The 23,952-nt window shown below is 44.8% G+C and carries 23 protein-coding genes; 1 reads left to right on the forward strand and 22 read right to left on the reverse strand.

From position 1 onward, the window contains the following. Window positions 1-56: 56 nt before the first annotated feature. The 10 genes from OGY19_RS16795 to OGY19_RS16840 all read right to left on the reverse strand — a co-directional run bounded on the left by OGY19_RS16795 (window position 57) and on the right by OGY19_RS16840 (window position 10,074). A complete protein-coding gene (locus OGY19_RS16795) occupies window positions 57-1,025 on the reverse strand; it encodes an IS5-like element IS903B family transposase (RefSeq protein WP_000654812.1) in 969 nt (322 codons plus the stop codon). A gap of 21 nt (window positions 1,026-1,046) precedes the next feature. Further along, window positions 1,047-1,601, reverse strand: a complete 555-nt coding sequence (locus tag OGY19_RS16800) for a hypothetical protein (protein ID WP_286596863.1) — start codon at window positions 1,599-1,601, stop codon at window positions 1,047-1,049. Between the two features lie 65 nt (window positions 1,602-1,666). Then, the gene (locus tag OGY19_RS16805) at window positions 1,667-3,022 is read right to left on the reverse strand and encodes a DUF3150 domain-containing protein (RefSeq protein WP_016241580.1); all 1,356 of its coding nucleotides are present in this window, start codon (window positions 3,020-3,022) and stop codon (window positions 1,667-1,669) included. A 59-nt stretch (window positions 3,023-3,081) separates the two neighbouring features. Further along, window positions 3,082-4,161 carry an AAA family ATPase gene (locus OGY19_RS16810; RefSeq protein ID WP_007372241.1) on the reverse strand — a complete coding sequence of 360 codons (1,080 nt, stop codon included), beginning with the start codon at window positions 4,159-4,161 and terminating at the stop codon, window positions 3,082-3,084. Between the two features lie 59 nt (window positions 4,162-4,220). Next, window positions 4,221-4,598 (reverse strand): hypothetical protein, encoded by a 378-nt coding sequence (locus tag OGY19_RS16815; protein ID WP_007372240.1) that lies wholly within the window; start codon window positions 4,596-4,598, stop codon window positions 4,221-4,223. A 371-nt stretch (window positions 4,599-4,969) separates the two neighbouring features. Further along, window positions 4,970-6,079 (reverse strand): lambda-exonuclease family protein, encoded by a 1,110-nt coding sequence (locus OGY19_RS16820; protein ID WP_007372239.1) that lies wholly within the window; start codon window positions 6,077-6,079, stop codon window positions 4,970-4,972. A gap of 57 nt (window positions 6,080-6,136) precedes the next feature. Next, window positions 6,137-7,693, reverse strand: a complete 1,557-nt coding sequence (locus tag OGY19_RS16825) for a recombinase RecT (RefSeq protein WP_007372238.1) — start codon at window positions 7,691-7,693, stop codon at window positions 6,137-6,139. 75 nt (window positions 7,694-7,768) lie between these two features. Continuing rightward, window positions 7,769-8,533 carry a single stranded DNA-binding domain-containing protein gene (locus OGY19_RS16830; RefSeq protein WP_286596864.1) on the reverse strand — a complete coding sequence of 255 codons (765 nt, stop codon included), beginning with the start codon at window positions 8,531-8,533 and terminating at the stop codon, window positions 7,769-7,771. A gap of 366 nt (window positions 8,534-8,899) precedes the next feature. Beyond that, complete coding sequence (locus OGY19_RS16835) at window positions 8,900-9,400, reverse strand: hypothetical protein (protein WP_016241582.1); 501 nt, start codon at window positions 9,398-9,400, stop codon at window positions 8,900-8,902. 62 nt (window positions 9,401-9,462) lie between these two features. Continuing rightward, complete coding sequence (locus tag OGY19_RS16840) at window positions 9,463-10,074, reverse strand: hypothetical protein (protein ID WP_009653893.1); 612 nt, start codon at window positions 10,072-10,074, stop codon at window positions 9,463-9,465. Between the two features lie 437 nt (window positions 10,075-10,511). Here OGY19_RS16840 and OGY19_RS16845 point away from each other — a divergent pair, with 437 nt between their 5' ends. Further along, window positions 10,512-11,258: an AcaB family transcriptional regulator gene (locus tag OGY19_RS16845; RefSeq protein WP_009653890.1), complete on the forward strand. Its 747-nt coding sequence runs from the start codon at window positions 10,512-10,514 to the stop codon at window positions 11,256-11,258. A gap of 48 nt (window positions 11,259-11,306) precedes the next feature. Here the strand turns inward: OGY19_RS16845 and OGY19_RS16850 are convergent, their stop codons facing one another. From OGY19_RS16850 to traL, 12 genes are all read right to left on the reverse strand, one after another. Beyond that, window positions 11,307-12,374: a TraU family protein gene (locus OGY19_RS16850; RefSeq protein ID WP_007372234.1), complete on the reverse strand. Its 1,068-nt coding sequence runs from the start codon at window positions 12,372-12,374 to the stop codon at window positions 11,307-11,309. Further along, complete coding sequence (locus tag OGY19_RS16855; protein ID WP_016241583.1) at window positions 12,371-13,684, reverse strand: TrbC family F-type conjugative pilus assembly protein; 1,314 nt, start codon at window positions 13,682-13,684, stop codon at window positions 12,371-12,373. Before OGY19_RS16855 ends, OGY19_RS16850 begins: the two co-directional genes overlap by 4 nt. After that, on the reverse strand, window positions 13,678-14,202 hold the full coding sequence (gene lepB / locus OGY19_RS16860; protein WP_007372232.1) for a signal peptidase I: 525 nt from the start codon (window positions 14,200-14,202) through the stop codon (window positions 13,678-13,680). Before lepB ends, OGY19_RS16855 begins: the two co-directional genes overlap by 7 nt. A 10-nt stretch (window positions 14,203-14,212) precedes the next feature. Continuing rightward, window positions 14,213-14,485 carry a hypothetical protein gene (locus tag OGY19_RS16865; protein ID WP_007372231.1) on the reverse strand — a complete coding sequence of 91 codons (273 nt, stop codon included), beginning with the start codon at window positions 14,483-14,485 and terminating at the stop codon, window positions 14,213-14,215. Beyond that, window positions 14,482-16,968 carry a type IV secretion system protein TraC gene (traC, locus tag OGY19_RS16870; protein ID WP_007372230.1) on the reverse strand — a complete coding sequence of 829 codons (2,487 nt, stop codon included), beginning with the start codon at window positions 16,966-16,968 and terminating at the stop codon, window positions 14,482-14,484. Before traC ends, OGY19_RS16865 begins: the two co-directional genes overlap by 4 nt. Before the next feature lie 27 nt (window positions 16,969-16,995). After that, a complete protein-coding gene (locus OGY19_RS16875) occupies window positions 16,996-17,760 on the reverse strand; it encodes a DsbC family protein (protein ID WP_007372229.1) in 765 nt (254 codons plus the stop codon). Window positions 17,761-17,940: 180 nt separating this feature from the next. After that, window positions 17,941-19,539: a YadA-like family protein gene (locus tag OGY19_RS16880; RefSeq protein WP_007372228.1), complete on the reverse strand. Its 1,599-nt coding sequence runs from the start codon at window positions 19,537-19,539 to the stop codon at window positions 17,941-17,943. A 93-nt stretch (window positions 19,540-19,632) separates the two neighbouring features. Then, entirely contained in the window at window positions 19,633-20,199 is a 567-nt protein-coding gene (traV, locus tag OGY19_RS16885; protein WP_016241587.1) for a type IV conjugative transfer system lipoprotein TraV, read from the reverse strand. Next, window positions 20,196-21,593: a TraB/VirB10 family protein gene (locus OGY19_RS16890; protein WP_007372227.1), complete on the reverse strand. Its 1,398-nt coding sequence runs from the start codon at window positions 21,591-21,593 to the stop codon at window positions 20,196-20,198. Before OGY19_RS16890 ends, traV begins: the two co-directional genes overlap by 4 nt. 4 nt (window positions 21,594-21,597) lie before the next feature. Beyond that, on the reverse strand, window positions 21,598-22,716 hold the full coding sequence (locus OGY19_RS16895; RefSeq protein ID WP_016241588.1) for a TraK domain-containing protein: 1,119 nt from the start codon (window positions 22,714-22,716) through the stop codon (window positions 21,598-21,600). 159 nt (window positions 22,717-22,875) lie between these two features. Beyond that, entirely contained in the window at window positions 22,876-23,502 is a 627-nt protein-coding gene (locus OGY19_RS16900) for a TraE/TraK family type IV conjugative transfer system protein (protein WP_007372225.1), read from the reverse strand. After that, window positions 23,499-23,783 (reverse strand): type IV conjugative transfer system protein TraL, encoded by a 285-nt coding sequence (gene traL / locus OGY19_RS16905; RefSeq protein WP_007372224.1) that lies wholly within the window; start codon window positions 23,781-23,783, stop codon window positions 23,499-23,501. The genes OGY19_RS16900 and traL overlap by 4 nt, the downstream gene beginning before the upstream one ends. Window positions 23,784-23,952: the final 169 nt, after the last annotated feature.

Consider the following 23,952-nt stretch of genomic DNA (forward strand, 5'->3'; position numbering starts at 1 on the left):
GGCTTTGTTGAATAAATCAGATTTCGGGTAAGTCTCCCCCGTAGCGGGTTGTGTTTTCAGGCAATACGCACGCTTTCAGGCATACCTGCTTTCGTCATTTTGTTCAGCGCTCGTACCAGGGCCATAGCCTCCGCAACCTGACCATCGTAGTCACGCAGCGTCAGTGAACCCCCGAACAGCTGTTTTACCCGGTACATCGCCGTTTCCGCTATCGAGCGACGGTTGTAATCTGTTGTCCATTTCCACCGCGCATTACTCCCGGTCATTCGCTGATTAGCCACTGCACGGTTACGGTCTGCATATTCACCGGGCCAGTAACCCGCACCTTTTCGGGGAGGGATAAGCGCGCTGATTTTCTTACGCCGCAGTTCATCGTGACATAGCCGGGTATCGTAAGCGCCATCGGCGGCGGCTGACCTGATTTTCCGGTGGGTTTGCCGGATTAACCCGGGGAAGGCCTCTGAGTCCGTAACGTTGTTCAGCGACAGGTCAGCGCAGATGATTTCATGTGTTTTACTGTCAACGGCGAGATGCAGCTTACGCCAGATACGGCGGCGTTCCTGGCCATGCTTTTTGACTTTCCACTCGCCTTCACCGAAGACCTTCAGCCCGGTGGAATCAATTACCAGGTGTGCGATTTCACCCCGGGTGGGCGTTTTGAAACTGACATTAACCGACTTTGCCCGCCTGCTGACACAGCTGTAATCCGGGCAGCGTAGCGGAACGTTCATCAGAGAAAAAATGGAATCAATAAAGCCCTGCGCAGCCCGCAGGGTCAGCCTGAATACGCGTTTAATGACCAGCACAGTAGTGATGGCAAGGTCAGAATAGCGCTGAGGTCTGCCTCGTGAAGAAGGTGTTGCTGACTCATACCAGGCCTGAATAGCTTCATCATCCAGCCAGAAAGTTATGGAGCCACGGTTGATGAGGGCTTTATTGTAGGTGGGCCAGTTGGTGATTTTGAACTTTTGCTTTGCCACGGAACGGTCTGCGTTGTCGGGAAGATACGTGATCTGATCCTTCAACTCAGCAAAAGTTCGATTTATTCAACAAAGCCCCGTCATAGCTTTGTCGTACAGCTCCAGCCCGAAGATGCGTTCAAAGTCTTCACGCACTTGCTTTGTTGGGATAGTTAAACCGTTGAAGCGGTTCAAACCACAAGTAAGCAGGGTATCCAGAAATACCGATGAAGCTTTATCACAGGATTCCGCTTCTTCACTGAACAAAAAATGATTCAGTGAATTGAGATACTTCAATGTACCTGGATAGCGACAACTCATCGCACGTTCAATGCGCAAATCTTCGCAAAGATTGACCAGGTGTCTAAGTACCTCAACGTTGTATTTATCCGACTCCATATGCTCTTGAATGAATATCTTAAGATCACCAAAATCAGTGAAACGGATATGTGCTGCTTCATGTACGGCATACCCTAATAACGGATTTGCCAACATTTCAGCGTCCTTGAAGAATGGAAGGTTAATAAGAAAACCAGCACCAGTCTCCGTAGCATATGCTTCATTGCCGCCAACAGAAACATTAAGACCAATCTGAGAGCTTAATGCACGTGCGACAATAGGAAGGGAATTATAAATACCCATATATACCTCACAATAAATTTAAATAGATTAATTAGAAAAAAAGGCCCGGAGTGGGCCTTTTATTTTTAAAACACCATTATTGTTTCGTCATCATCGAGTGAAGACGAAATTACAATTTCAGGCTCTTTTCCATCAATGACTTTTTCAGAATCCAAACCCGAAATAAGAGCTGAGTCTGGCAGAGAGCGGGGTACAATCGAATCACCGCCCAAAAATGAATCATCATCGACTATAACCGCACTAAACGCCGGTATTACAGCGTCATTAACAATTCCATGCTCCTGGGTATCGGACAAGTCGTTAACGTCAGTATCAGCCGACGTATTAACCGGTTCGATTGCCAAAGACGTATCAGCTGAACCATTGATTTCTACCAGAACAGATGGGGCTTCAGCGAGTGAATCAACGCTTTGCAATCCGATCGGATCTTCTACTACCACAGCAGATGCAAACGCATCTGTATGCGGAGGAGGAAGCGTTTCTACCTGAACCTGAGTTGCCGAAATGGCCGCTAAAGTCATGGCATCATCATCTCCAATAAGGTTCATTGAAAGTGATGGGTCAATCGCATCGTTACCATCTGTAGTACTGGCTGATGACAGCAGTTCTACAAACTGTTTTGCATGAATTGGGTCGCGTAGGTTATTGAGGAGAGAGAGAATGTCGTTATAAGGTTTGCCCGTCACTTTGCCGGTTAGCGGAATGTCTTTCATTACCTGATTAACATAGTCGCTAAGAGACTGGACGCTTGGTGCGATGAAAGCTAGGGAAGCGAGTTTATCGCCGCAGCGGCGTAAAGGATTTAGTGTGTGCTGAGAAAACGCATCGGGGTTCCTGTTTTTAAGGAAACCTTCAACAACATCAGCCACATCCTCATAAACTTCATCCGCTAAACTTTTAACTTGCCCAGTTAAACCATCCTGAATGACACTGTTACCATAAGGTGTGATATGAATCGCAGTAAAGCCAAATTGTATCTGGCTATCCATATAAGACAAATCGATCGCAGCATCACGCAAAAGTATAGAGCGATACTTTTCTTCAAAAGAATTAATCCAGCTATTAAAATCAGCTTTCATAAATTCCTTTTTGTAATCGTAAAACTCGCCCTTAAGTACATTCAGTTTACCAATTAAATCATTAACCTTGTCGGCTGGAATTGCATAGCCTCCCATAAATTTAATACCCGCTTCAAGACATAAAGCGTGAGCTGAATTCTTCTTGCGGGTAAATGGATTGATGAGTTGTGGGTCAATGATTTTCTTGCTACCTAATGAAACAAGTACATCAGGTGGCAAATCAGCACTGTTACCAAGATCTTCTCTTTTCAGCTTACGACGACCACTAATACTGGTGATATCAGAAAGAGAAACGAGAATAAGTTGTTCCAGAACCTGAGTGGCATTGGATTTGATAGTCATGACATACCTCATTAATTTAAAATTGATTTAAAAAGAATTAAAAAACCCCAAGCGGGGTTTTATTTAAGTGCTTCAGAACCGAATACAGCTTCAACGATGAGATGCAAAGATTTTTTATCATCTGCTGATGCACGATTACCAATCTGATAATCGAAAGCTGTTAATAATGCACGTGGCATCTTTGCAGCTTTCATCATTGAGTAGCGGTCAAGCCAGGCCACCAGCGAACGAGTTGAACACGTTACTGATAAACGAGTGTCGGGAAGAACACCGTCCGGGAGTTTTGCACTGTTAGTATTGACACTAGTGTCAATTTCACCGGTGATATTCTTGCCTACAAAAAGACCGCGAATCATATTCGCAACGTCAACAAATTTCTCCGCGACTTTGGTGTCGGGGATATATTTGGTAATCAATTTAGTCTCGGTTTCTTTTGGCATATAGTCAGCAGTGATAAACATATAGCGGTCAAGGTTGGCCACATTTAATGTTTTCACACCGCCATAAACGCCAGTAAAATCGCCCTGACCAATTGAGTTAGCCGTTGCAACAAATCTGAAGTTCGGGTGCTGTTTAATTACCTCGTTGGTTTCAGGAATAACTAAATTCCCTCCTTCGAGGATGGCGTTAAAGGCATTGGCACAGGATGGGTCTAATTGATCGTACTCATCGAGTAGGAAAATCAGTCCATACTTGTACGCCAGCGTCAGTGGGCCATGAACAAAAACAGTCTTGGTATCACCGGTCAGTTCATTACACTGAAGCCGGAGACCGCCAATGAGATTGTTAATATCCAGGTCTTGTGAAGCTGTAGTTTTCATGACAGGCCAGTTAAGTCTTGCTGCTACTTGTTCGACAACACTGGTTTTGCCACAACCTGTTGGGCCAGAGATCCACAGAGACTGATTTTGTGGATAGTTAATCCACATCAGTACAGATGAACGCAAATACGCTTCAAAAACATAGTCGTCATTCTGTTTAGGCACGAATGCACTAAATGGATTGGCTGAGTCAAATCCCTGGAACGGTTTAACTTTATCCATCTGATGATCTGGAACAACAATACCAAATACAGAAGGGTGGACAGGTGTAGAGCGCGCCATGATTTCAACAGACAGGTTTGCGAAATTAGTAGTCATGATATACCTCATTAAATTAGATAGATTTAAAAATTAAAAATTAATTAAGAAGAATGATGTTATGCAGCAATATCAGCACGTACTAAATCGACATGCTTATAATTGCGGCTAACACTGCCACTGTTATCAACACTGGTAACCTTTGGTGCATACGTTACATAAGAAACGATGCCTCTGGCTCTCAATGCAGAGACCAGAACAGGCATAAAATAGGTTTTGGCATAAACAAGTACACCATCAGCCTTATATTTATTACAGAGTGATGTAGCGATTTCAGCAAATTCTTTAGCTTTATCGGTCATAACATCTTCTGAAGGACAGGTATTAAAGGTCAACAGTTCACGTAATGCGTGTGATACTTGCTGATCGACATCAATAACGCCCATTTCCCGTTGTTCTGGGGATGCAAGATATGCAGTCATATTTACAAGAAACATGATCAGACTCCTCATTTAAAAAGATTAGTGAATTAGATGAATTAGGCCTTGCATGAAGGCTGAAGTTAGGTACTAGTTTCAGTTTGGGAGTGACTGAGGCACTTGTTGTTGTCTACGTGACAACAAAACACCTTTTTCGACGGACAAAAAAGCCTGCCGCTTATGAGAGCCGCAGGCTATCGAATTTGTTTAGGCGAAAGAAATCCTTGTGAATACCAGGAGGTATTCAGGAGTGGCTTGAGCGCCGAATTTAGAAGGTGTTTAAAGGCAGTTGCCTGAAGTTAAGCGGACTAAGCCGCTATTTAAAGATAATAAAGGATGTGTAATTGGTCAAGCAAAAAAAAAGCCCAGTTTTAAACTGGGCTCAATAATTAAAAAACAACGTATTGTTGGGCTGAGTCTGTCTCTTCTGCACCAGGAGATACCAGTACGGAAGTGTCATCCAAAGGAATGTAGACAGTATCAGTCAGAGTTGATTTATATTCATAGGTACTTAACGAATTTCGTACCGATGACTGACCGTAACATTCTGGATGATGTTTGGGGTCAATAGATAATTTATCGCAGATTCGTTTGTAGCTCGGTTTTTCCGGTACGCGAGACTGAAGAAAACGAAAGCCAAAGCCATCGATTCTAACCAGCTCGTTATAGGAAAAGCCAATAGAAGCACCTAGACCCTGGATCAATAAATTGACCGCGTTCTGGTATTCTTCGAACTGCTTTTTCTTTAAAGCCAACTCTTTCTCCATCTGCTGCAATGTTCCAACTTGTCTGGCTATGTCTACCACACGAGCTTCGAGGTCGTCTGGAAGCTTAAAGCCTTGTGTCTGAGACATGATTTCAGGGTCAGAGATAAGCAAAATATCTTTTTCCTTATCAAACGGTAGAGCTGTTTTTGTCTGAACCTTATTCCAGAAGTATTCGCAGGCAACCTGGACTCGATAAAACGCTTTCTTCGAAGGCATAATTTTAAAGACCTTGGTCTGGTCAGTGGCCGACCAAAACACAAGATACGCCTGGGGTGCGCCTGTTGTCAGCAGCTGGTGCTGAACTTGCCAGTAGTAATAACGGAATTCTGGCGATTTGGTTTCAAGCTGAAGAATAGAAAGATGTTTGCTCTCGCAAAGATTCTTTATCTCAAGGATTGAACCATCGTCGAACTGCCCATCCAGCGAAGCAATCATGTAAGGATACTTTTTGTTCCTTACACAGAAAGGCAGGGCGATTTGTCCAATCTCTTTTTCGCAGTAACTTCTGGCAAGTGCTTCAAGCTTTTTACCAGCATCAACCTGTTTAATGACAGAAAGGTCTTCTGCCTTAATCAGGCCAGCGTATTGCAAATAGAGTTCGTAGGGCGTTTTAGTTGCACCAGCCTCCTCTAACAGAATAGGGGAGCATGTTGCTGTCACACCAGTTTTACGCCATTCGAGCCATTCCTTTGAGCCCTGCACAACATCAACGACTTCATAAATGTCAGACATAATGATCACCTTAAGATAAATTTAGAAAGTTAAACCGGCAGTTTCCTGCCGGATAAGTTAAGCGGCCAGAAGATCTTCAATAAGACCTTCTACCATTTCTTTTAGAGGGGGAAATGTCACATTGTTGAGAGCGGCATTGAGCCTCACAAAATCAGATGTATTAACAGCCTCAAGATATAACTTGTGTATTTCCATTGATTCGGCTTGGACTTCACCGACCCATTTGGCCGCGTCGGTTTTAAACTCACCCTTACCCATTTTTTCGATGAAGTTAAGTACTTGAGTAAAATCGAAGCTACCTACTGCGTTAGTTAAATGATTTTTGAGAAGTGACCGACGGGATTTTTCTAAAGATAAGCGAGCGAATGCCAGCTCACTTTCATTCAGATCGAAACTGCTTTTTGCATCGTTTAAAATAGTTTCGTATCCAAGCGTCTTTTCTGCCCGGCTTACTAACTTTTTAATTCTGCGTTCAGCCCATTTTCTGACCCCGGGATGCTCAGACATTTCTTCATTGGACTGCCCATTGGTTTCTCCGGGTGGAGGGAGAATATCATCAGCCGAACCATTTACGTCAGCTGGAGGTGTATTTCCCTCAGCCGTATCGTAAACATCGGTTGGTGTATTGCTCTTGATGTCCTGCTGCTCGGTTGAATCAGGTTCTTCAGGGAGCTTATTAAACTCACCTTCAATAACTTTATCATCAGACTTTGCAGTTCGGATTGTAGTATCCGTATTACCAGCCGTCCTGGCTTCTTGTCTAACCTCCATTTCAGCTTCAGCAGCTGCGACGGGTATTGTTGCTGTACGGAAACCTTCACCACCAGCAGTGTTCAGATATTCAATCATTGAACTCAGGCGAGTACGGTTACCAGGAATTAAGTGTATGGTCTGCTTAATAGCTGACTTGAGCACCATCTTCCAAGGGAACTGAGTCCACGGTGAATACTGCCGTTTCTCCACTTTTGCCCAAGATTCGGATTTCGCCCGAGATTGAGCTAAATCCTGAAGGTCAATGAAAAATACCAGATGACGTCCATCCTTCATTAAATAGTCGACATAAGCCCCCCTGAACATGCCTCGATCTCCTAAAGCACCCTGATCGGTGTTTGTGAGAACGAGTCCCCCTTTATAAGCAAAGGGGTCAAATTCGTGGTCTGGGCTGGAACGACGACCATTGGTTTTAAATGAGTCCTTTTCAAAAACTAATTCAGCCACAATGTCTTCGCATAAACCTTCATCGGTGGCCATCCTGCTGAGCCCAATATAGGACACGTCAAGAATGACACGACCATCGCGTGGAACCAGGTAAGCCTGCTTCTGCGCCGGGTCAAGAGTAAGGCCGCTACTTGCAAGCTGAAGGAATGCTGTTTCGAAGGACTTTGGATTATTAACTGCTATGTCAGCCAAGTAGTTATTATTGTTGACAATATGTTTTGCAAAAACGCATTCACGTTCGAATGAGATGTGAGGTGAACTGGAACCTGCGGATGCAAACATCTTTTCGAGCGACAACATATGTCGAGCAATGCTGTCTATCTTAACGACAATATCGGTGTTCCCTTTATTGTTGTTTGAGAATGAACCAGAACTACGTGATTTATTTGAGTACATATATACCTCATTAAATTAAATAAATTATAAGATTAAAAAAGAAGAAGGTTGCTGAGGAATCAGCAACCAGTCATATCAACCGCGAACTGATGAATATGCGTTAGTTAAAGTTACTTGCCCGGAGGAGCTTAATTTTTCATTAAGTTTCATACGAGCTACAATAACGGCTGCTGTCGAATTATCGGCTGGCAGATTTGTCCAGGCTTGTATGTTGACAGGGTGCTTAGAGGTTGCGGCTTGCGGACGTGATGTCTGCACGGCTCTATTCTTAGCATCCAGCTTCGGCGAAGCTTCTGGTATCTTCTCTACTGAATTTTTATTGTTGTCTGGTGATACAGACTCTTTTCCAGGGTGCAGCTGCTTTTGCTCGGCATATACTGTTCTCCATTTTTCAGAAGCAGTTCTTACCTCTTCATCAGACATTTTCTGCCACTTCATATCGTCCTTAAGTTTTTGCGCTACTTGAGGGGATAGCGAAGTGACGGTTGATGTAGATGGTGGCTTTACAGTTTCATTTGCACGGGTATCTATTGATTGACCAGTCTGAATGATTCGAGCCATGAAAACATGAAACTCAGTCCTCATTTGGTCAATACCATGTTTTGTATAACGGAATGATCGAGCTAATGCTTCGATATACAGTTCGGTATTCATTTGAATATTATCGCGTAGAAAATCCGCGACTTTACCAAATGCTTTTATCGAATAGAACTCGGTCTGAGACTTGCCGCTAATGGACATGTCACAGCGCAAACGGAAATAAATATATGAATCTGCATTGTTAGATGCAGGCACATATTTAGGTTCTATCGCAACAATACCCTTTGCTCTGGATTGCATAGTTTATACCTCATAAATTTTTAAATTAAAAAAGTTAAAATGATTTAGTGCTATAGGCACAAAAATTAGAAAGATTTGTGAAGCATCCAGTTAGAGTGCTGGACTCACTGTATCCTCAACAAGAGGAAAAACACCTTTTTCGACGGCGCAGAAAACACGATGCATGATGCACCGTGTGTCGAATTCTATGGGCGTAGGGAAGCCGTGCGAATGAACTTATTCATTCAGGGATGGCGCGTTGCCGAAATAAAGAGTGTTAAAAGAAGTTAAGCGGGATGCCCGCGATATAAGATTATGATACGACGTTTGGTTGGTCAATCCAGAAAAGAAAAAAACCCAGCTTTCGCTGGGTTTTTATAGGGAGGTTTAGCATAACAAGCGTTCCAGACGCTTCCATGTTTGGATTGCCATGTCGGTTGAAGCATCTGATATCTCTTTATAGAGATCAGTATTTCGCCGTTCATAGTAACCTGGAAAGGTGAGCCTATGCAGGCAATCATCTAACTTTGAAAGATCTCCAAAGTCGTGAGCGCCTACATTGATTTTTGCTCTGATTGCCAGTATATCTCCCTCTATTTTCATGAGCTCAATGAGCTCATGCATTTCGAAGAAAATATTAGACTGATAACGACCAGCATGTTCTTCGCATTCGATGCTATCGCATACGTCACATACTTCAGCGTTACAGGAATGATAACCGCAGTGATTACACGTATAAGAGAATCTCTGGTTTATTGCCCCTGCAACACAGTCTTCATAAATCCGATGTCGGCAGTCTTTCCCACAATTTTCACACTCTGCAATCATTGTGTAATCATCCAGTTCCATACCACCCGGCTCAATGCTACTACCATAGACAATTGTCATAATATACCTCATATATTTAAAAGATTAAAAAGTTAAGGCTTATAGCCTGAATTAAGAATATTTTAGCTTTCGGCGAGTACTTGCATAACCCAAATGCCGCGACGTTTTTCGTTAAGGAGAGTACGATACCCTGTAACCTTACCGCTTTCGTCAAACACTTGTGCTTTGTCGGTTCTTACTTCAGACTCTTTCCAGACTGAAACAATATCACCAACTTGTGCTCCACAAGTCTCAACAGCATTTTTGAGCCCAACAGCCCAAATTTCATGGTCTTTCCCACCACTACGTATTGTGACTAAATACGATTTATCGTTATTAGGATCGTGTTTCCAGTTTTCGAGACCGTGGTAAACAAGCTTTCCTTCAAAACGATGGTTTGCATATTTGGCTTTGTCATTATTTGACCCAGCCCGAGAAACACCTTCAACCATGTTTCCATTAGTTGCTTCATTAGATTTTTTCCCAGACTTGGTAAAGAATGAATTATAAATAACGAGTAAAGCAACAACTACACATACAGTCGCGGTAACAAAACCGAGACCAGTGAACAGTAAACCGCGTTCCGTTATAAAAATTGCCAGCCAGATTGGGCCAAGGAATCTGATATATTCGGCACGGTAATACACAGCACCAAAAAATACGATACCTGCCATTAATGAGATTGGGTCAGACATAGATCACCTATAAATTTAGAATGCGAAAATTTAGCTACCTAAAAGGTAAACTAAACGGATGTACACAAAACTGCACATCTGTTGATTCGCTGGAGTTAAAAGGATTAACAATTTTTTTTGTTTGGGATTGAGAACCAAAATACCCGTTTGGGTAAGCAAAGAGACATGTCAGGTTTAACCTAAACACATCAGAGATGCTCGGGCCTGTAGAAGGCGTAGTTAACCCGGGAGGAGGTCATCCGGTGGGCGCTGGTTGAGCGCGAAATTAACTAGGAAGTTGTGCTGATGTCCGTCAGCTCGGTTCTTATTCATTTAAGCATATTGGTTTAATTTTTCAAGTCGGTTTTTCATGGTCATATTGCAGCCATTTTTCAATGACAACTATCCTGAGTTTTGGCCTAATCAATTGGCATACAAATTAACTCCGAGGTTCTGTTATGGCTAAAGCACCGGTACAAACCGTAAAACAAGCTAAAAAGAGTGGGGCTCAGGATAACCGAACCCCTAACTCTCGTGTCGAATATTCCAATCCTGAAGCTGTCGTGAAATTTACTCTTCACACCCAGGAAGGTATTCGGGTACAGTCCCGTAATTTTAACATTATCTCCCAGGCTCTCTTCAATCTGACCAATAACAGCCGAGCCCTTGAACGGCTTGGCACTAAATACAGTGGTGCGATTGAACGTACACTGAAGGCGGTTAACGAAGTAATCGACATGCCTGAGAAAGAACTGGAAAATAACATTGCTATTCTGAACCGTGCGGTAAAAGAAGAAGAAGAACGCAGCAGCCTCAATGAAGTCGGGTATACCCATCCAAAAGAACATGAGGTTCGCATCAGAACGCCGCAAGCGCTGCGGGTTATCCGCATTATTCAGAACTTTGATAAATTGCACCAGATCATCGATACCCTCTGGTTAAATAACTGTTTTAATCAGGATGAGGTCGAGGAGTTTAAGTCTCGTCTTCATAATCTCATTCGTGATCTGGCAGCATCACTCAAACGTCACGCGCAGGCATCTGCTGATGAGCTTAATCAGGCCAATGGCCGGGCCGCTGAAAAAGAATTGGCTGGAAGCACTGAGACAGAACCTACCCAGGTAGACCAGGAAACAAAGGTGTTGCAGGATGCCAGTAATGAAGCGAATGATGATCAGAATGAGGCCATTAAACGGCAGGCTTAATTCAACGAAAAACAGAAATTAAAAACCCTGCATTGCAGGGTTTTTTTATTACATTGTGCGGCAACAATCTACCCACTGGAAAATCATGTAGGTGCTGTCCTGGCCTTTACCGGTTGGATAACGGAAAGGCCCACCTTGCCATTGGTATGGGGACTCACCGACCTCATGACTGTTTTTTGTCTCCGGGGTAGGGTAGAACATATTCAATTTGTACTGTTGCTTTGGCAACGTTGGGTAAATCTTGGAGCGACAAACAGTATCGTTTCCCATCGAACGGTAGGCCAGTCCACGACGATGTTCTGCGGCCAGCATACGGATCCCGACCAGGCTGGTTGTTCTGGGGGCATCCATACTCCGTACCGATCCAGTTAAAGGATACTGCCCACCCCAGGAACCGGCACACCACCAAAGTGAGTCTATTGGCTGTTTACCTGCAAATTGTGCCGCTGCTTCACCGGCGCAAGCCTGCATTGCTATCACGTTAGCCACAGCTGCTGATTCCGGGTTCTGGAAGAATGCCAGCATCGTATTATTCCAGGTCGGGTCAATCTCCGTGAAATTAATGATATCAAAATCGCTGTATGGGTCGGCATTACATTGACCGGGTAGATACATATCCAACATTCTTAATAACGGCATAGCATACATATGTGCGTTGTAGAAACTTATTGAGAAACGCTCCCGCTGTTCCTCGGCTGCTCCATCGGTCTGCGGGCCAAACTGCAAATCATTACCAAGGTCGAGTGTTACCCCTCCTAGGGATGACATGCACCCGGGTGTTCTCGTTAACTCGATGAGCTTTCTCGGTTCCCACATCGCGGTCAATACACCCGGGTGATAGACGTTCAATCCATCCTTACAGGCACATACTGTCCCTGATGCTGCATTGTCAGGTGCAGTACCTGTCATCGACAGATTAATACCGGCAAGCTTTATCGGGAAAATACAGTTCCAGCAAACATCCGTAATGAGTTTCGCTGATAAGACTTGGTTATCATGACAGACCTTGTTCTGTACGGGTGATGAAACGTCAGCCGCAAAAACCGGCATAGTAAAAGCCAGACATGCGAGCACCAGGGTCTTGGGTGATTTCAGAACTGAGAGAATTTTTTTCATTTCAGCTCCTCAAAATCTTTGCGTGAATATTCATCATTAATGAATCGCTTACTGTCGGCTGTCACAACGCTGGGCACGTTTATCAAACCATAATGTTCGGCCATGCCTGGCTGAATCATGTATAGCCTTGCGAAGTCACCGTATTCTTTCTTGGTGTCACGGAAGGTCTGCCAGCCATCACCATACACGTTTGTCGTGACCAGTATTGGCGTGAGGGAGGCTGGTGTATGTTCAAACTGATACCTGGCGAACTGGCGTTGCCATTCTTCACGTGCATCGAAAAAGATTAGCTTGATGGTAAATGGCATCACAGTTAGCGGGTTAAATCGCCCCCGTTTTGCAACGATATCGCCGTTAGGTGAAGTAATGTTTTGAGGGATAATGACCGTCGGATCGATGGTTCTGGTAGCTCGCTTTGTCGCTTCCGGGAATTCCTGGAAAACCTGGCGGGGCCAGTAGTTATCAATGGCCTTTTTCTTCATGCCATCAAAATCGAGTTTAGCGACACTCTCCTGTAGTTCATCAATAAGGTTCTTCTCTACGACCCCAACAGCGGGCCCGGCCACACCAAGGTCGCCGGTCTTGTCTTTCAGGTACGCGATGTCATAGATGCCTGTCACCCTGGCCACCAGCTCACCATCTTTTTCATGGATAATGGTCGGTACAGAACTAACGTTGTAGTTTTTGAATACAGTTGGATCGAGGTTTACGGCCAGAGAAGACTTGGAGTCGAAGGAAAGTTTCTGCCAGTGGGTAAGTTCATCAAGCAGGTTCTTTTTATCTTTTGCCCCCTGGACAACCAGAGCGATATCCGTGCGTCCATCGTATAACTTGAGAATGTCGGTGATTTCAGCATCGCTGAGAGACGCGGAGACGAGAATATAAATAAAATCACCGGCTGGCTTATTTTGTTTCTCGTTAGTCATATCAGACTTTGCTAACGCTCCTCTTACCGCATCATCGACTAGTTCATCTGTATTTTTATACTCGGGCATTTCACCCATCATTTTTCGATTATCTTTAACCGTGTCAGTAGCGCGGTCGGCAGTGGCATTTTGATTATCACGAGCCGCTTTTATGAGACTGTCAATATCTTTCATTTCAGTTGCAGATAATTGACGCTTAGCTTTTTGAATGTCAGTGACTGAGTAGTTATTAGCCGGTCTTGTCGGAATATTATCTAAGTTGGATACCGGTCTTGACGGCAGATCACTTAAATAGATACCAGTGTTTTCGGCCCAGACTGGAGTGAAAACAACAGCGGTTACAAATGCCAATATCGAAAGTCGAAAAGGTGTTTTTTTTACCATAATGGATACGCTCGGCCTATAATTTGTGACTCGTCTAATGATCCCCAGTACCTGGAATCAAAACTGTATCTGGTGCGCCCCATCATCCACAGGCGACCATTCGGTACGACACCACTACGCGTTAGCTCCTGTTCGGTATGGCCAGATTCTGCTGCTAATGCCAGTCCCTCACCGACCATAGAGCCGTTAATTGCAGTCTCTTCGGGATCAACGGAGACTGTGTCTCCCGCAATGCCATCAACAATTTTCAGCCCTTTGCCATATGGTTGCATTAGCTCAGAATGAAAGGCGTAAATTTTCCCTTTGACGATTGATTTGTCCATTTTATCGACGAGATATATTCGGTACGGAGGAAGACATTGGTTATTTTGTGGATCGATACCAATCTCATACCGGTTAAGCACGTATAGCGTCAGCGGTGCGGTTAAGAAAATAACAACGATGCTGAAAACAATATGTTGCCTCCAGCTTCGCTTTTTACGAAATATTAAGCTCCATACTGATTTGGGTGTATTCATTCGCCCACCGCTATTGCTGAGTGTTGATGGTCTGGGGGATCTTGAGCCCCGTAGGGTAGCTATAAAGGGCTGAGGCATTGAGCACAAGATACCCCGCCTCTGACAGTTTCTCAGCGCGGGCTAATACCAGCCTTGACTGGGCTTCACCTAACGGTTGACCTTTATCGTCCATAAAGTTGATGACTGCAACATAGTCATAGGGCGAGGCTGGTGGGAATAACCGCCCAAAAAGGGCGGCTCCGATGAAACCAAAAAGCAGCGCAATTGCAGCGGTTTTAATCATGCGGCTAACCCCCGCTCAACCAGAATTTCGTTGATAGCCTCTTCGGTATTGATCCCCCGGGACTTTCTGTCTTTGATCGCGGCAACGTCTTTCGGGTCAGTCGAATAGAGAAGTAAGCTGAATGGGTCAACCACAAGTCTGCAAATACCCTGGCCCGCTTTAGAAATGACAAAGATTTCTGAGTAGACACCTTTCGTGGAACGAACGGTTTTAAGGAACCGGTAACCAGCCTCGTCCAGCGCCAGACGTTTATTTGCTTCAGCTTCGTTCACTGCGGATTCACTTTGCCCCAGCAAGAGCATAAAGGCTGAGTTATCTGCGATCGATTTCCCGATACTATCTTTGTAAATATCGTTGATAGACTGGGTGATGGTAATTGCAGCTCCGTTATATTTACGGAACCGGCGATAACCTTTCTCGATGAACGCCCCGATATTTCCTGATAACAATGCCCAGGCCTCATCGATAATGACCAGCTTCATCTGGCTACGGTCGCCCATGAACATGTCCTGCTGGATTTGATAAATCAGCTGAAGGAGGACAACCTGTTTAAGGTGTTCTGAACTTTCCAGTCGGGAAAGTTCAAGTACAGTGAACGGATTTTTGAAGTCGATATTGTTCTTACCAACAAAGTACTTCCCGTACTGGCCCGCACTCGTGAACGGATAGAGCTGATGGCCAATACGTTTAATGTCTTTATCTTCATCTTTCAGCAGTGAATCAGCAACCATATCAACGGTGGTCAGCTTCTTGTGTACACGGACAAGATCAGCTACATGTTGTTTAAGTCGAGACTCTTCGAATGAATTCAGACCTTCTTTAGGAGCTGCCATCACCGATAACAATCCGATGATCAGATCTTCTTCACCGCCACTGGAGTCATCATCTTCAGACTCACCGAAATAGTCTTCGATCAGTTCGAAGAAGTTAAGACATGGCCTGGTTTTGGGATTGAAGTCGAGATAATCGCCCTGGTAGGTCTCACAGATATTTTTGTACGAGTCACCTACATCAATACACCAGACTTTAGCCCCGAGGCTTCTGTAGGCGGTGATAATGTAGTTTGTCAGGAATGACTTACCCGACCCCGACTCAGCTGCGATACAGGCGTTATAGTTAGTATCGGAATCAAACAAGTCCAGTGATTGGATCTGGCCAGAGCGCGATGTCAGCATTAAGGCGGGTTTGTCTGTACCTTGCCAATCTGCATAGAGAGGTGAAAGTACCATCGCTTCACTGAGTGCCATTGTTCGATATCGGCCAATGGACTTTTCTGCTGATGCTTCGTTAAACATTGGCAGAGCTGACAGGAAAATTGGCGCAACATAGTAGGTATCTGGGATCATCTTAAACTGATAGGTGTTCAGATAACTTGCAGCTTCCTGAGCAGCGCGTAACACGCCATCTTTTGAGTTAGAGAAGATTGATACCGTAAATTTGGCTTTGCAAATTGGGTCGTTGTTATCAACTTTTTCGCTAAGAAGATCGAAGCCCTCACGCAAGTTTATGAGTGATGGAACCCACTTAATTAATGGGCCACTGGTTTGCTGAACAACCCAGTTACGTTTCGAGGTGAATTTAGTTTTTTCACTTTGCTGATCAAAGAAAATCAGGCTCATTGAGATGATGCAGGATGATTTAATTCCAGTAACACCACTCATCATATCGCCGAGAAAGTATTGCGCTTGCCCGGGAAAGAATCTTTTCGGGAATTTTCGCGCACTCAATGTTTTCACAAACGTTGTCGGTGTAGGTGCTTCTCCACGAAGCTCGGAATCTGTCGGATCACCAAAACCGCAATAGTCTTTCTTAATGAAAAACATGCGATCGTGGTCGACTAACTGTTCTGAAATGTACTTGTCTTCTTGTGGCTGTACCGGCGTCCGGTCTCTCCAGGAGGCGCTTTCACCCTGGTTGCAAATGGAGCTCAGAACATCGATGTAACTTTCACGCGTCAATGCACCGGGACACAAACCAGTGATGCTCAGCGTCGTTTCGAACACATTCCGCAGCTCGTTAACGTGATTGAATTCTTCTTCACGCATTTCATAGTTATATTTGATCGGAATTTTTACTGTAATGAGAAGCACACAATTTCGGACGCGAGTCCCGGTTCGCTTCATCGGCGTTTCGGTGCTTTTCAAAAGGAATTTAGAGCGGTTATAAATTGCGTTACGCAGGATTGCGTCCCGGCAATCCATACGCAATACGTCCATCCGGTTAATTTTCTGTACGATGTTTGGGCTTGCAACCAGGTCAAACTGAACGATAGTTTTGGCGGGGAAGTTGGAAGACAGCAACGTTTGAAGGTTAGTCATCTCCTTGCCGGTTGTCCCGCTTAAGGGACGACAAACAAATCCGAAACCAACATATTTGTTGTCGCACATAAACAAATGATTGGATTCGTCATATGCACGTACAGGACACAAGTCAGAAAAACGCTTCAGGTTTTTGAGTCGCTGAAAAATTAAAGATTCACTCATAATGCCTCCAGGATTCCCAAGAAAGTGTTACTTGTTCTCGATAAAGTTTTTGAGGCCTTGTTTTGGTGAGCCGAGTACGTAGGAGCCGTCATCACGCACAATGAAAGGGATCATGCTGACACCTAGTATCTGAGCCGTAACTTCACGTCGAGCCAGAGCCTGCATATCGCAGTTCTTTACCTGGTCGAATTTCTGAGTGGAATTTCCGCTGATAATTGCGCGGTCTGCGCGGTAGCGGTCGGATGCACAATACAATTCAATATTTCGCTGCTGGCTTGCCGGGCCCAGAGCTCCGAGCGACAGAACGCTAACGGTGAATTCTTTCGGGTCGAGGTCAGCAAGTGCTGAAAGTGGGGCTGCACAGGCTTCACAACCAGGTGCGGTAAATATCATGACCTTTTTAGGCCCATCGCCCCATACGGCTGGGCGCAAGTCCGCGATATTTAGGTTCAGCTCTTTCATCGGAATGATGCTGGCGTTCTTGGTTATTTCGCTCATGGTGGTCAGAGGCTTTTTAGCCCATGTGTCATAGAGCGTTCCCTGTATAACGAAGCGGCCATTAGAAGACAGCAAATTAACTTTCCCATCAATCTCTAGTGCGATGATGCCGTTAGTAGGGACGACAAAACGTTTTACTTCCTGCGAATTCTGAGGAATGTTCTTGAACGCTTTTTCATTGAAAATCGTATCGATATTCCCGGTGTTTGTTTTTACTGTATCGGCGAATACAGAAGCTGATGCAGAAAGTGCCACCAAAAGTGCCGCAGTCGCGACATGTTTGATAAAGTTCATAGTAACCGCTCCAAATGAGAGAGGTTTCATTTTCACATATTGATTTATTTTGCCGCAGGGAAAAGGGCTGCAAACTGTCCCCAAAAAAAGGAAGTGATGAAATGTTAATATCGGTTTTAATTACTCAATTAGTCCAAATAAAAAGCCACAAAAAAGTGGCTTTTTATTTATGCTTTATTATTACTGGAAGCCAACCGCAAATCCTGCACCAGCTCCAACACCACCGGCTGTATCAGCCGACATGCTAAAGCGGACGTTTACTTTTTCATTGATAGCGTAATTCGCTCCTCCCGAAATTGCCCCCTGGTCTCGGTACGCGCCCATCGCCATGCCAAAACCCGACACGTTATTGAGGAAGGGAATTGAAGCGATAGCAATTGCGCTTGCTGAGCCTGCTTTTGCTCTTTTATCATTACGGTCAACCGTCTTTTTAAGGTCAGAGAACTTCTGGTTTGTGTAGCTATTAGCTGAAGCCAAGGTCTGTCGGTCACCATCAATCCGTGACTGGCGCTCAGTATCGACAAGGAAATCAGTCCTTGAGTTGATGACAGATTCACGGGCATCCGTATGACTGTTTGCACTTACAAGAGTTTGAGCATCGCCAGCAACTCGGGATGCGCTTTCAGTTGCAATTAGACTGTCGGTACGAGCGTTGATCGACACTTCACGCTCGTCGGTATAAGTATTAGTATCCGTGGCAGTCTGGCTATTGTCGTTACTGCTACCAGACCCTGTACCACTTCCTGTCCCGCTGCCGTCCGTACCGTTATTGTTATTTCCGCCTGTAGTAGGTGGCGTTGTGTTAGAGCCAGAGCCAATGGATGAAAGGTACGAACTGATGGCACTATCAGTGTACGCCTGAAGTGAACTAACGGAATTCATGAGCTGACCATAGTTCACCGCATCATACCGGCTGGAACCATCAGCAACATTAGTCAGTGTTCTTTGTACCGTAGCTGAACCAAACGATACGGTATCAGCACTATTGGAGAATGAACCGTTCCCAATGGAAATACCTCCATTTGAAGCAGAAGCATAATTACCAATAACAATTGCGTTATCATCGGATACAGTATTGTAGTTGCCAAGCACGATCGATTCGTCGGAATCAATGGTATTAATTGTGCCGATTGTGATGTTGCCAAATTTAAAAACAGCAGAGGGGTCATTAATCGGTGCAGCTGTAATATTGTTTAAGGAACCGATAGTCAAAGCGTAGGAACCACCACTCACCGTATTGAATGTACCCATTATAGAACCAGCGTAATTAGTAGCAGTGTTTCTGGAACCAAGAATTGCTCCCATACCTACCATATCCAGTTCGTTATAAGAGCCTATTACTTGCAATGCACTTCCTGAAACGTTATTGCTATAACCCATAACGGCAAGGTTTTGTCCTAGAACTTTATTGTCACTCCCAACCAGATTCAAATCAAAAAGACCAGTGCCAGTATTATTATTCCCGTAAACATTGAAACTATTGGCGTAGTCATTCCAGAATTGGCTTGGGTCGTAACTAAATGATAAGTCATTATTGCTTCCGGTAATAATATAGTTTGTTAACGAAGTAATTGTGTTGTTATTCCCTGAAACACTTGAGTTGCCGAGTGGTGATTTACAGTTTGATGGGGTTGCACAGGGTGTTAGCCCTGAAATGTTATTGCCATCACCATTTACAGTAACTTCGTCAATTTGGGTGCTATCGATTGAGTTATCTGCCACGGCTACAGCACAATGAAGTGCCAGAACAATAGCAATATATAATGACTTTTGTTTCATGTGCTTACCTTTTCAGTGATGGGTATTAAAAAGACGACCAAGGAATACAGCACATGAAAAAAGTAGTACCGGTATACCGGTACTACTGGACAATTATTTAATGTAACTCCCTTTCTGAGGAGGTTGTGATGTCTCACCCTGGGATTGTGCTGGAGCAGCGGCAACCGGTGCAGACATTGGTCTGATAACAGCAGTTGATGTGGCACTATTTCTTGCACCGACTTCCCAACGACGCGGCTCAATCTCGGTATAGACGTAGCCAGGGACGTTAAGGTCTCCATCTGCGGTCTCATAGGGGTCAACCAGCACCCGCATGACGATAGATTGCGTTCGGATGGGTTGAGGATCAGCAGCAGTAGCAGGCACAGGGACGTATCGACCACCATCGGCAGTATTCCGTCCACCGTTCCCGGCTGTAGTGCGCAGCCGCTTAACCTCCACAGGCTTTCCCGAAAGTTGGTTTTCAGATGCGGTGTCAATCTGCTCCTGGTAATCATCTCCATCGGTCAGGGCATACACATCTCGGACATTCATACATGTGACCGAATTGGGCATTCCCTTGCATCCATATTCATCGTTCTGGCCCAGTAGTGAGCAACCCGACATCGCAAAACCGGCACTAACTAAAAACAATGCCGATACAATTTTCTTCGTCATCATTTCTTGCCCCCAACGGTTTGAGTTTTTGAAGTAACACGTGTGAATTTCAGCATGACCCCTTTTTGCACAATAAAATCAACACTACGGCCTGGATCAATTTCAATTACAGGGAAAAGGTCACCGGCCATTTGCATATAGAAATCGGCAAGACGATTCAATGCGCCACCTACGCCAGAAACTGCTGCGCCCTGGAGTGCGTCAGAGCTCATAACCTGCTGGTAAGGAGTAGCGTCACTACTATCTCCATCGCGTTTAATACTGATTGTCGGAATACTCTGTACGTTAAAGAGCTGAGATGCAGCCTGTAGGAAGCCAGCGGTCAGGGCTCGTGCCAGGTATTGCCCTTGTTTGGTAACCAGTCGACCACGAACACCTGATTTACCATCTTCACCAACAGCGTAGGCTACGAGTGGGGCTTCAAAAACTGCACCGTCATCCCGAATGCACGTTATGACTTCCGATCTGAAATAAGCTCTTTCGGAGGACAAATCACCGAACCCAGCTGCAAGCATTCCGCATTCACGTATATCTGCACGGAAACGGTTTGGGAGAATTGCATCCTTTTTCACCCTGGCCAGCGCCGGATAAGGGTCTTTTCGTGCATCACGAGATGTTGGTGCATCCATCCCCGCAATCAAAACAGTACTTATGATCGACGTTGCAGGAAGGTAGGTCTGGTTCTCGGGGTTATCATCTTCGTCAGCAACGGGTGCGGCTTCAATATCTTCCTGTACAGTGATGATTTCAGGAGTTGCCTGGCTTGGTACTGCTTTGCCATCCTTCCCTTTCTGCTGACGCTGGTTTGCTGCGGGTTCCGGTACGACAGGGGGGGCCGCATCTTCGTATACGCGCTGTAATGTTTTCCCGTTATTGAAACTTCCTGAGTTTCTTGGCGCAACTGAAGGGGCAGATATCTCTTCAGGTTTATACAGAGTAGGGACGTTACGTTGGCCGTTTCCAGCCAGTGGTGTCGCTCCGCGAGACTGTTGTGAGTAAGGCACAGGGTTAGAGACGGTATCAACGCGTTTCTTAATAGCTGCAACCTCAGCGCCTGATTTTTTCTGGTTGTTCTCCAGATTGCTAAGACGCTGAGCTGTCTGATCAGCACCATATTTCTCGGTTAACGTTTTAATCAGTTGACCTTGCTCTTTAATGGTCTTGTCGAGTGCGCGAATTCGCGCCGCAATAGCATTCTGGCTAACTCCATTGGTATCACCATCGGTAAGGACGCTGGCAATCACTTTTTCTTGTGGCGCTCGATTTCGGGGGCCAGCTGAGTCGGGTATAACCAAGAGCAAAAAAAGAACGGCGAAAGTAAATACGCCAGCCCATAAAACCCATTTTTTATGCTTTGCTGAAATTGAGGCCCATTTCTCTTTTAAGGGGATAAGCATGATTTTACTCCGCGAGTTTAGGGCGCATGGAATCGTTAGCTTGTTCGTTTGGCTGGATGTTGCGGATAACGAAGTAAGCTTCAGTTCGCTGGCCAGGCTGGAGAGTGTTGCGACTCCATAGTGCTCTTGCTGCAAGCTGAGGATGGGTGCAGAGTGATTCATCAACCATTACTGTTGATGAACCAGTGTTTTGTGCAACGCCGATGATGACACTGAATTGACTACCCTGAAGATACTGGCCATTTGCAAAGGAGTAGCGAATCTGATCCTGGTCAGTACCCGTGCGGAAATTACAGTTCGGGATACCAACTCCTGAAGAGAGATTTCCCAGAGAGTATCCGGGTGGAATGTCCCCAAGCGCGATGGTTCGCATTATGTTGCGAATCGTCTCGATGTAATTATCTTTCTGTTCCCATCGCCTGGCTTTGACTTCGCTTCCACCATAGTTGTTATATGCCGCAGGCATAACACCAGAAGTACTCGTGTTGTTCAGCTTTCGTGAAAGCATGAGAGTGGCTTGCACCGGTGCAATTTTCTGAGGTACTAACGACACGGAGATCGCTACACTTTCGTCACCTTTCTCACTGATATAGAGACTTGCCGGGTTACTGTCTGAGGTGGAAACGTAGAGAGCGTTATCTTTTACATTTACAGTTACACCCTCCTGTTTAACTTTCTGCACTACAGGGTGTTCAAACGGTGTAACAAGCCGGTTGATCTGGTTAATCGAAATCGGTACGAGGGTGTTCACGCCAGGCGCAACGATATATTCCAGCCGAGAAGGAATGACTTCTTTTGTGAGTGGAACGGGACTGGCAATTGCAGCAGGTACTGGTTGAATATTACGGCCATCAATAGCTGGTTCACTCCCGCCATTGATAGAGTTACTTGCTGGTGGTGTATAGTTGTCAGGATATGGGCGTGTTTCTGTGCTGAGCATTGCCTGAGTTGAGGATGCTGGTCGAGAGGCGAGTTTTGCAGTGACTTTGGGTTGCGACTGCGCATCAGGCTGCTCAAATACCATGCCTTGATCAACAGACATTTCGCCCGCCGTTACGCTATGGGTCGCTAATGTGGACGACGCGGTAAGCAACAGGATAATTATGCGTTTACTATTCAACATTTAGCCCCCCGATAAGTGGCAACACTACGTTCATTTTTAAATTGGCTATTACCAATCAGAAAATTCATTTCGGCACATCCGTTTTGTTTACTGATTGCTGATTTATTAATCTCTCGCTTAAAGATTTATATCTCGGTTAAATCAACTAACGAAATTCTGTCAGGAAGTTCGAGCTGCCGAAGATTTCTGCCTTTGACCTTTGTGTTTATCTTCTTCACTTGGCAGCAACGGTTTGCCACTCTTTATCTCAATGAACGTAATAATGGGCCGGTAGCCTTTTACGTTAACAGTAATCTCGTAATAGACTGGCGTGGTCGATGGTTTGCCGGTGATACCTTCGAGAGTTTGGTTACCGGTGACATAAAAAGTACCAACTGCTAACGGGTCGGTGATAACCCCGACCGGATTAAAAGAAAGCGAGATTCGGTCGCGCTTAATTTGGTCAATCTGGTCGTCCATTGCTTTCATAACTTTTGTGTAAATTGAAGCGTCAAGAAACGGGCCGATAGAATTCTTGAGTAGATCTAAAGTGGCTGGGTTAGCATTTCCAAAACTGTCGGCTATATATAACGCCCATGCCTTCATATAAGAGCTGCTGGCGGCTTTTTCATCCAGCCAGGCTGTTTCTGTAAGGTTTGGCGGAATAATAGTGATGGGTTGTGTTTTGGCTAACAGAGCATAACCAAGTACAAGGTTTGCCAGAATCATTGAGGCAGAGATTAACTTGAAACTTTTGTTTTCTAACTGAAGTCCAACTAACCCTTTTTTGAAATTATGGATATTCATACAATAAACTCCCGGTCGAAGGATTCAGGTACAAAAGTGCCACCACCGAATGTGACTCCGAATTTCCAGTAACAGAGGTGCATAAAATATTTCTCAGAAGCTCGCGCCAGAAAACCGCCATAAACACGTGAAACTACAACACCCAGAATTATCATCGGTAATAATCGTCCAGTGATAATCCCAACCGCGAGAGCAACGAAAAATGGCATGGCTTCATCAATCGACCAAAAAAATAACTTTGGTGGTTCGTCAATCGAGTGAGAAATATAAACAGGTTCCATGATGACCTCTCATATGAATTTTTTCAGATTTATTGACGACAAAATGCGCCTATTTCTGACCAGAGCCTGCAAGCTGAGCCATCATTTGCATAAGGGAAGGTGCGAATAAGCGGGGAAATTCTTCTCGGCTGACTCAGTCATTTCATTTCTTCATGTTTGAGCCGATTTT

Origin of the sequence: Citrobacter sp. Cy070, from assembly GCF_030332245.1 — a bacterium.
GTDB lineage: Bacteria > Pseudomonadota > Gammaproteobacteria > Enterobacterales > Enterobacteriaceae > Citrobacter > Citrobacter youngae.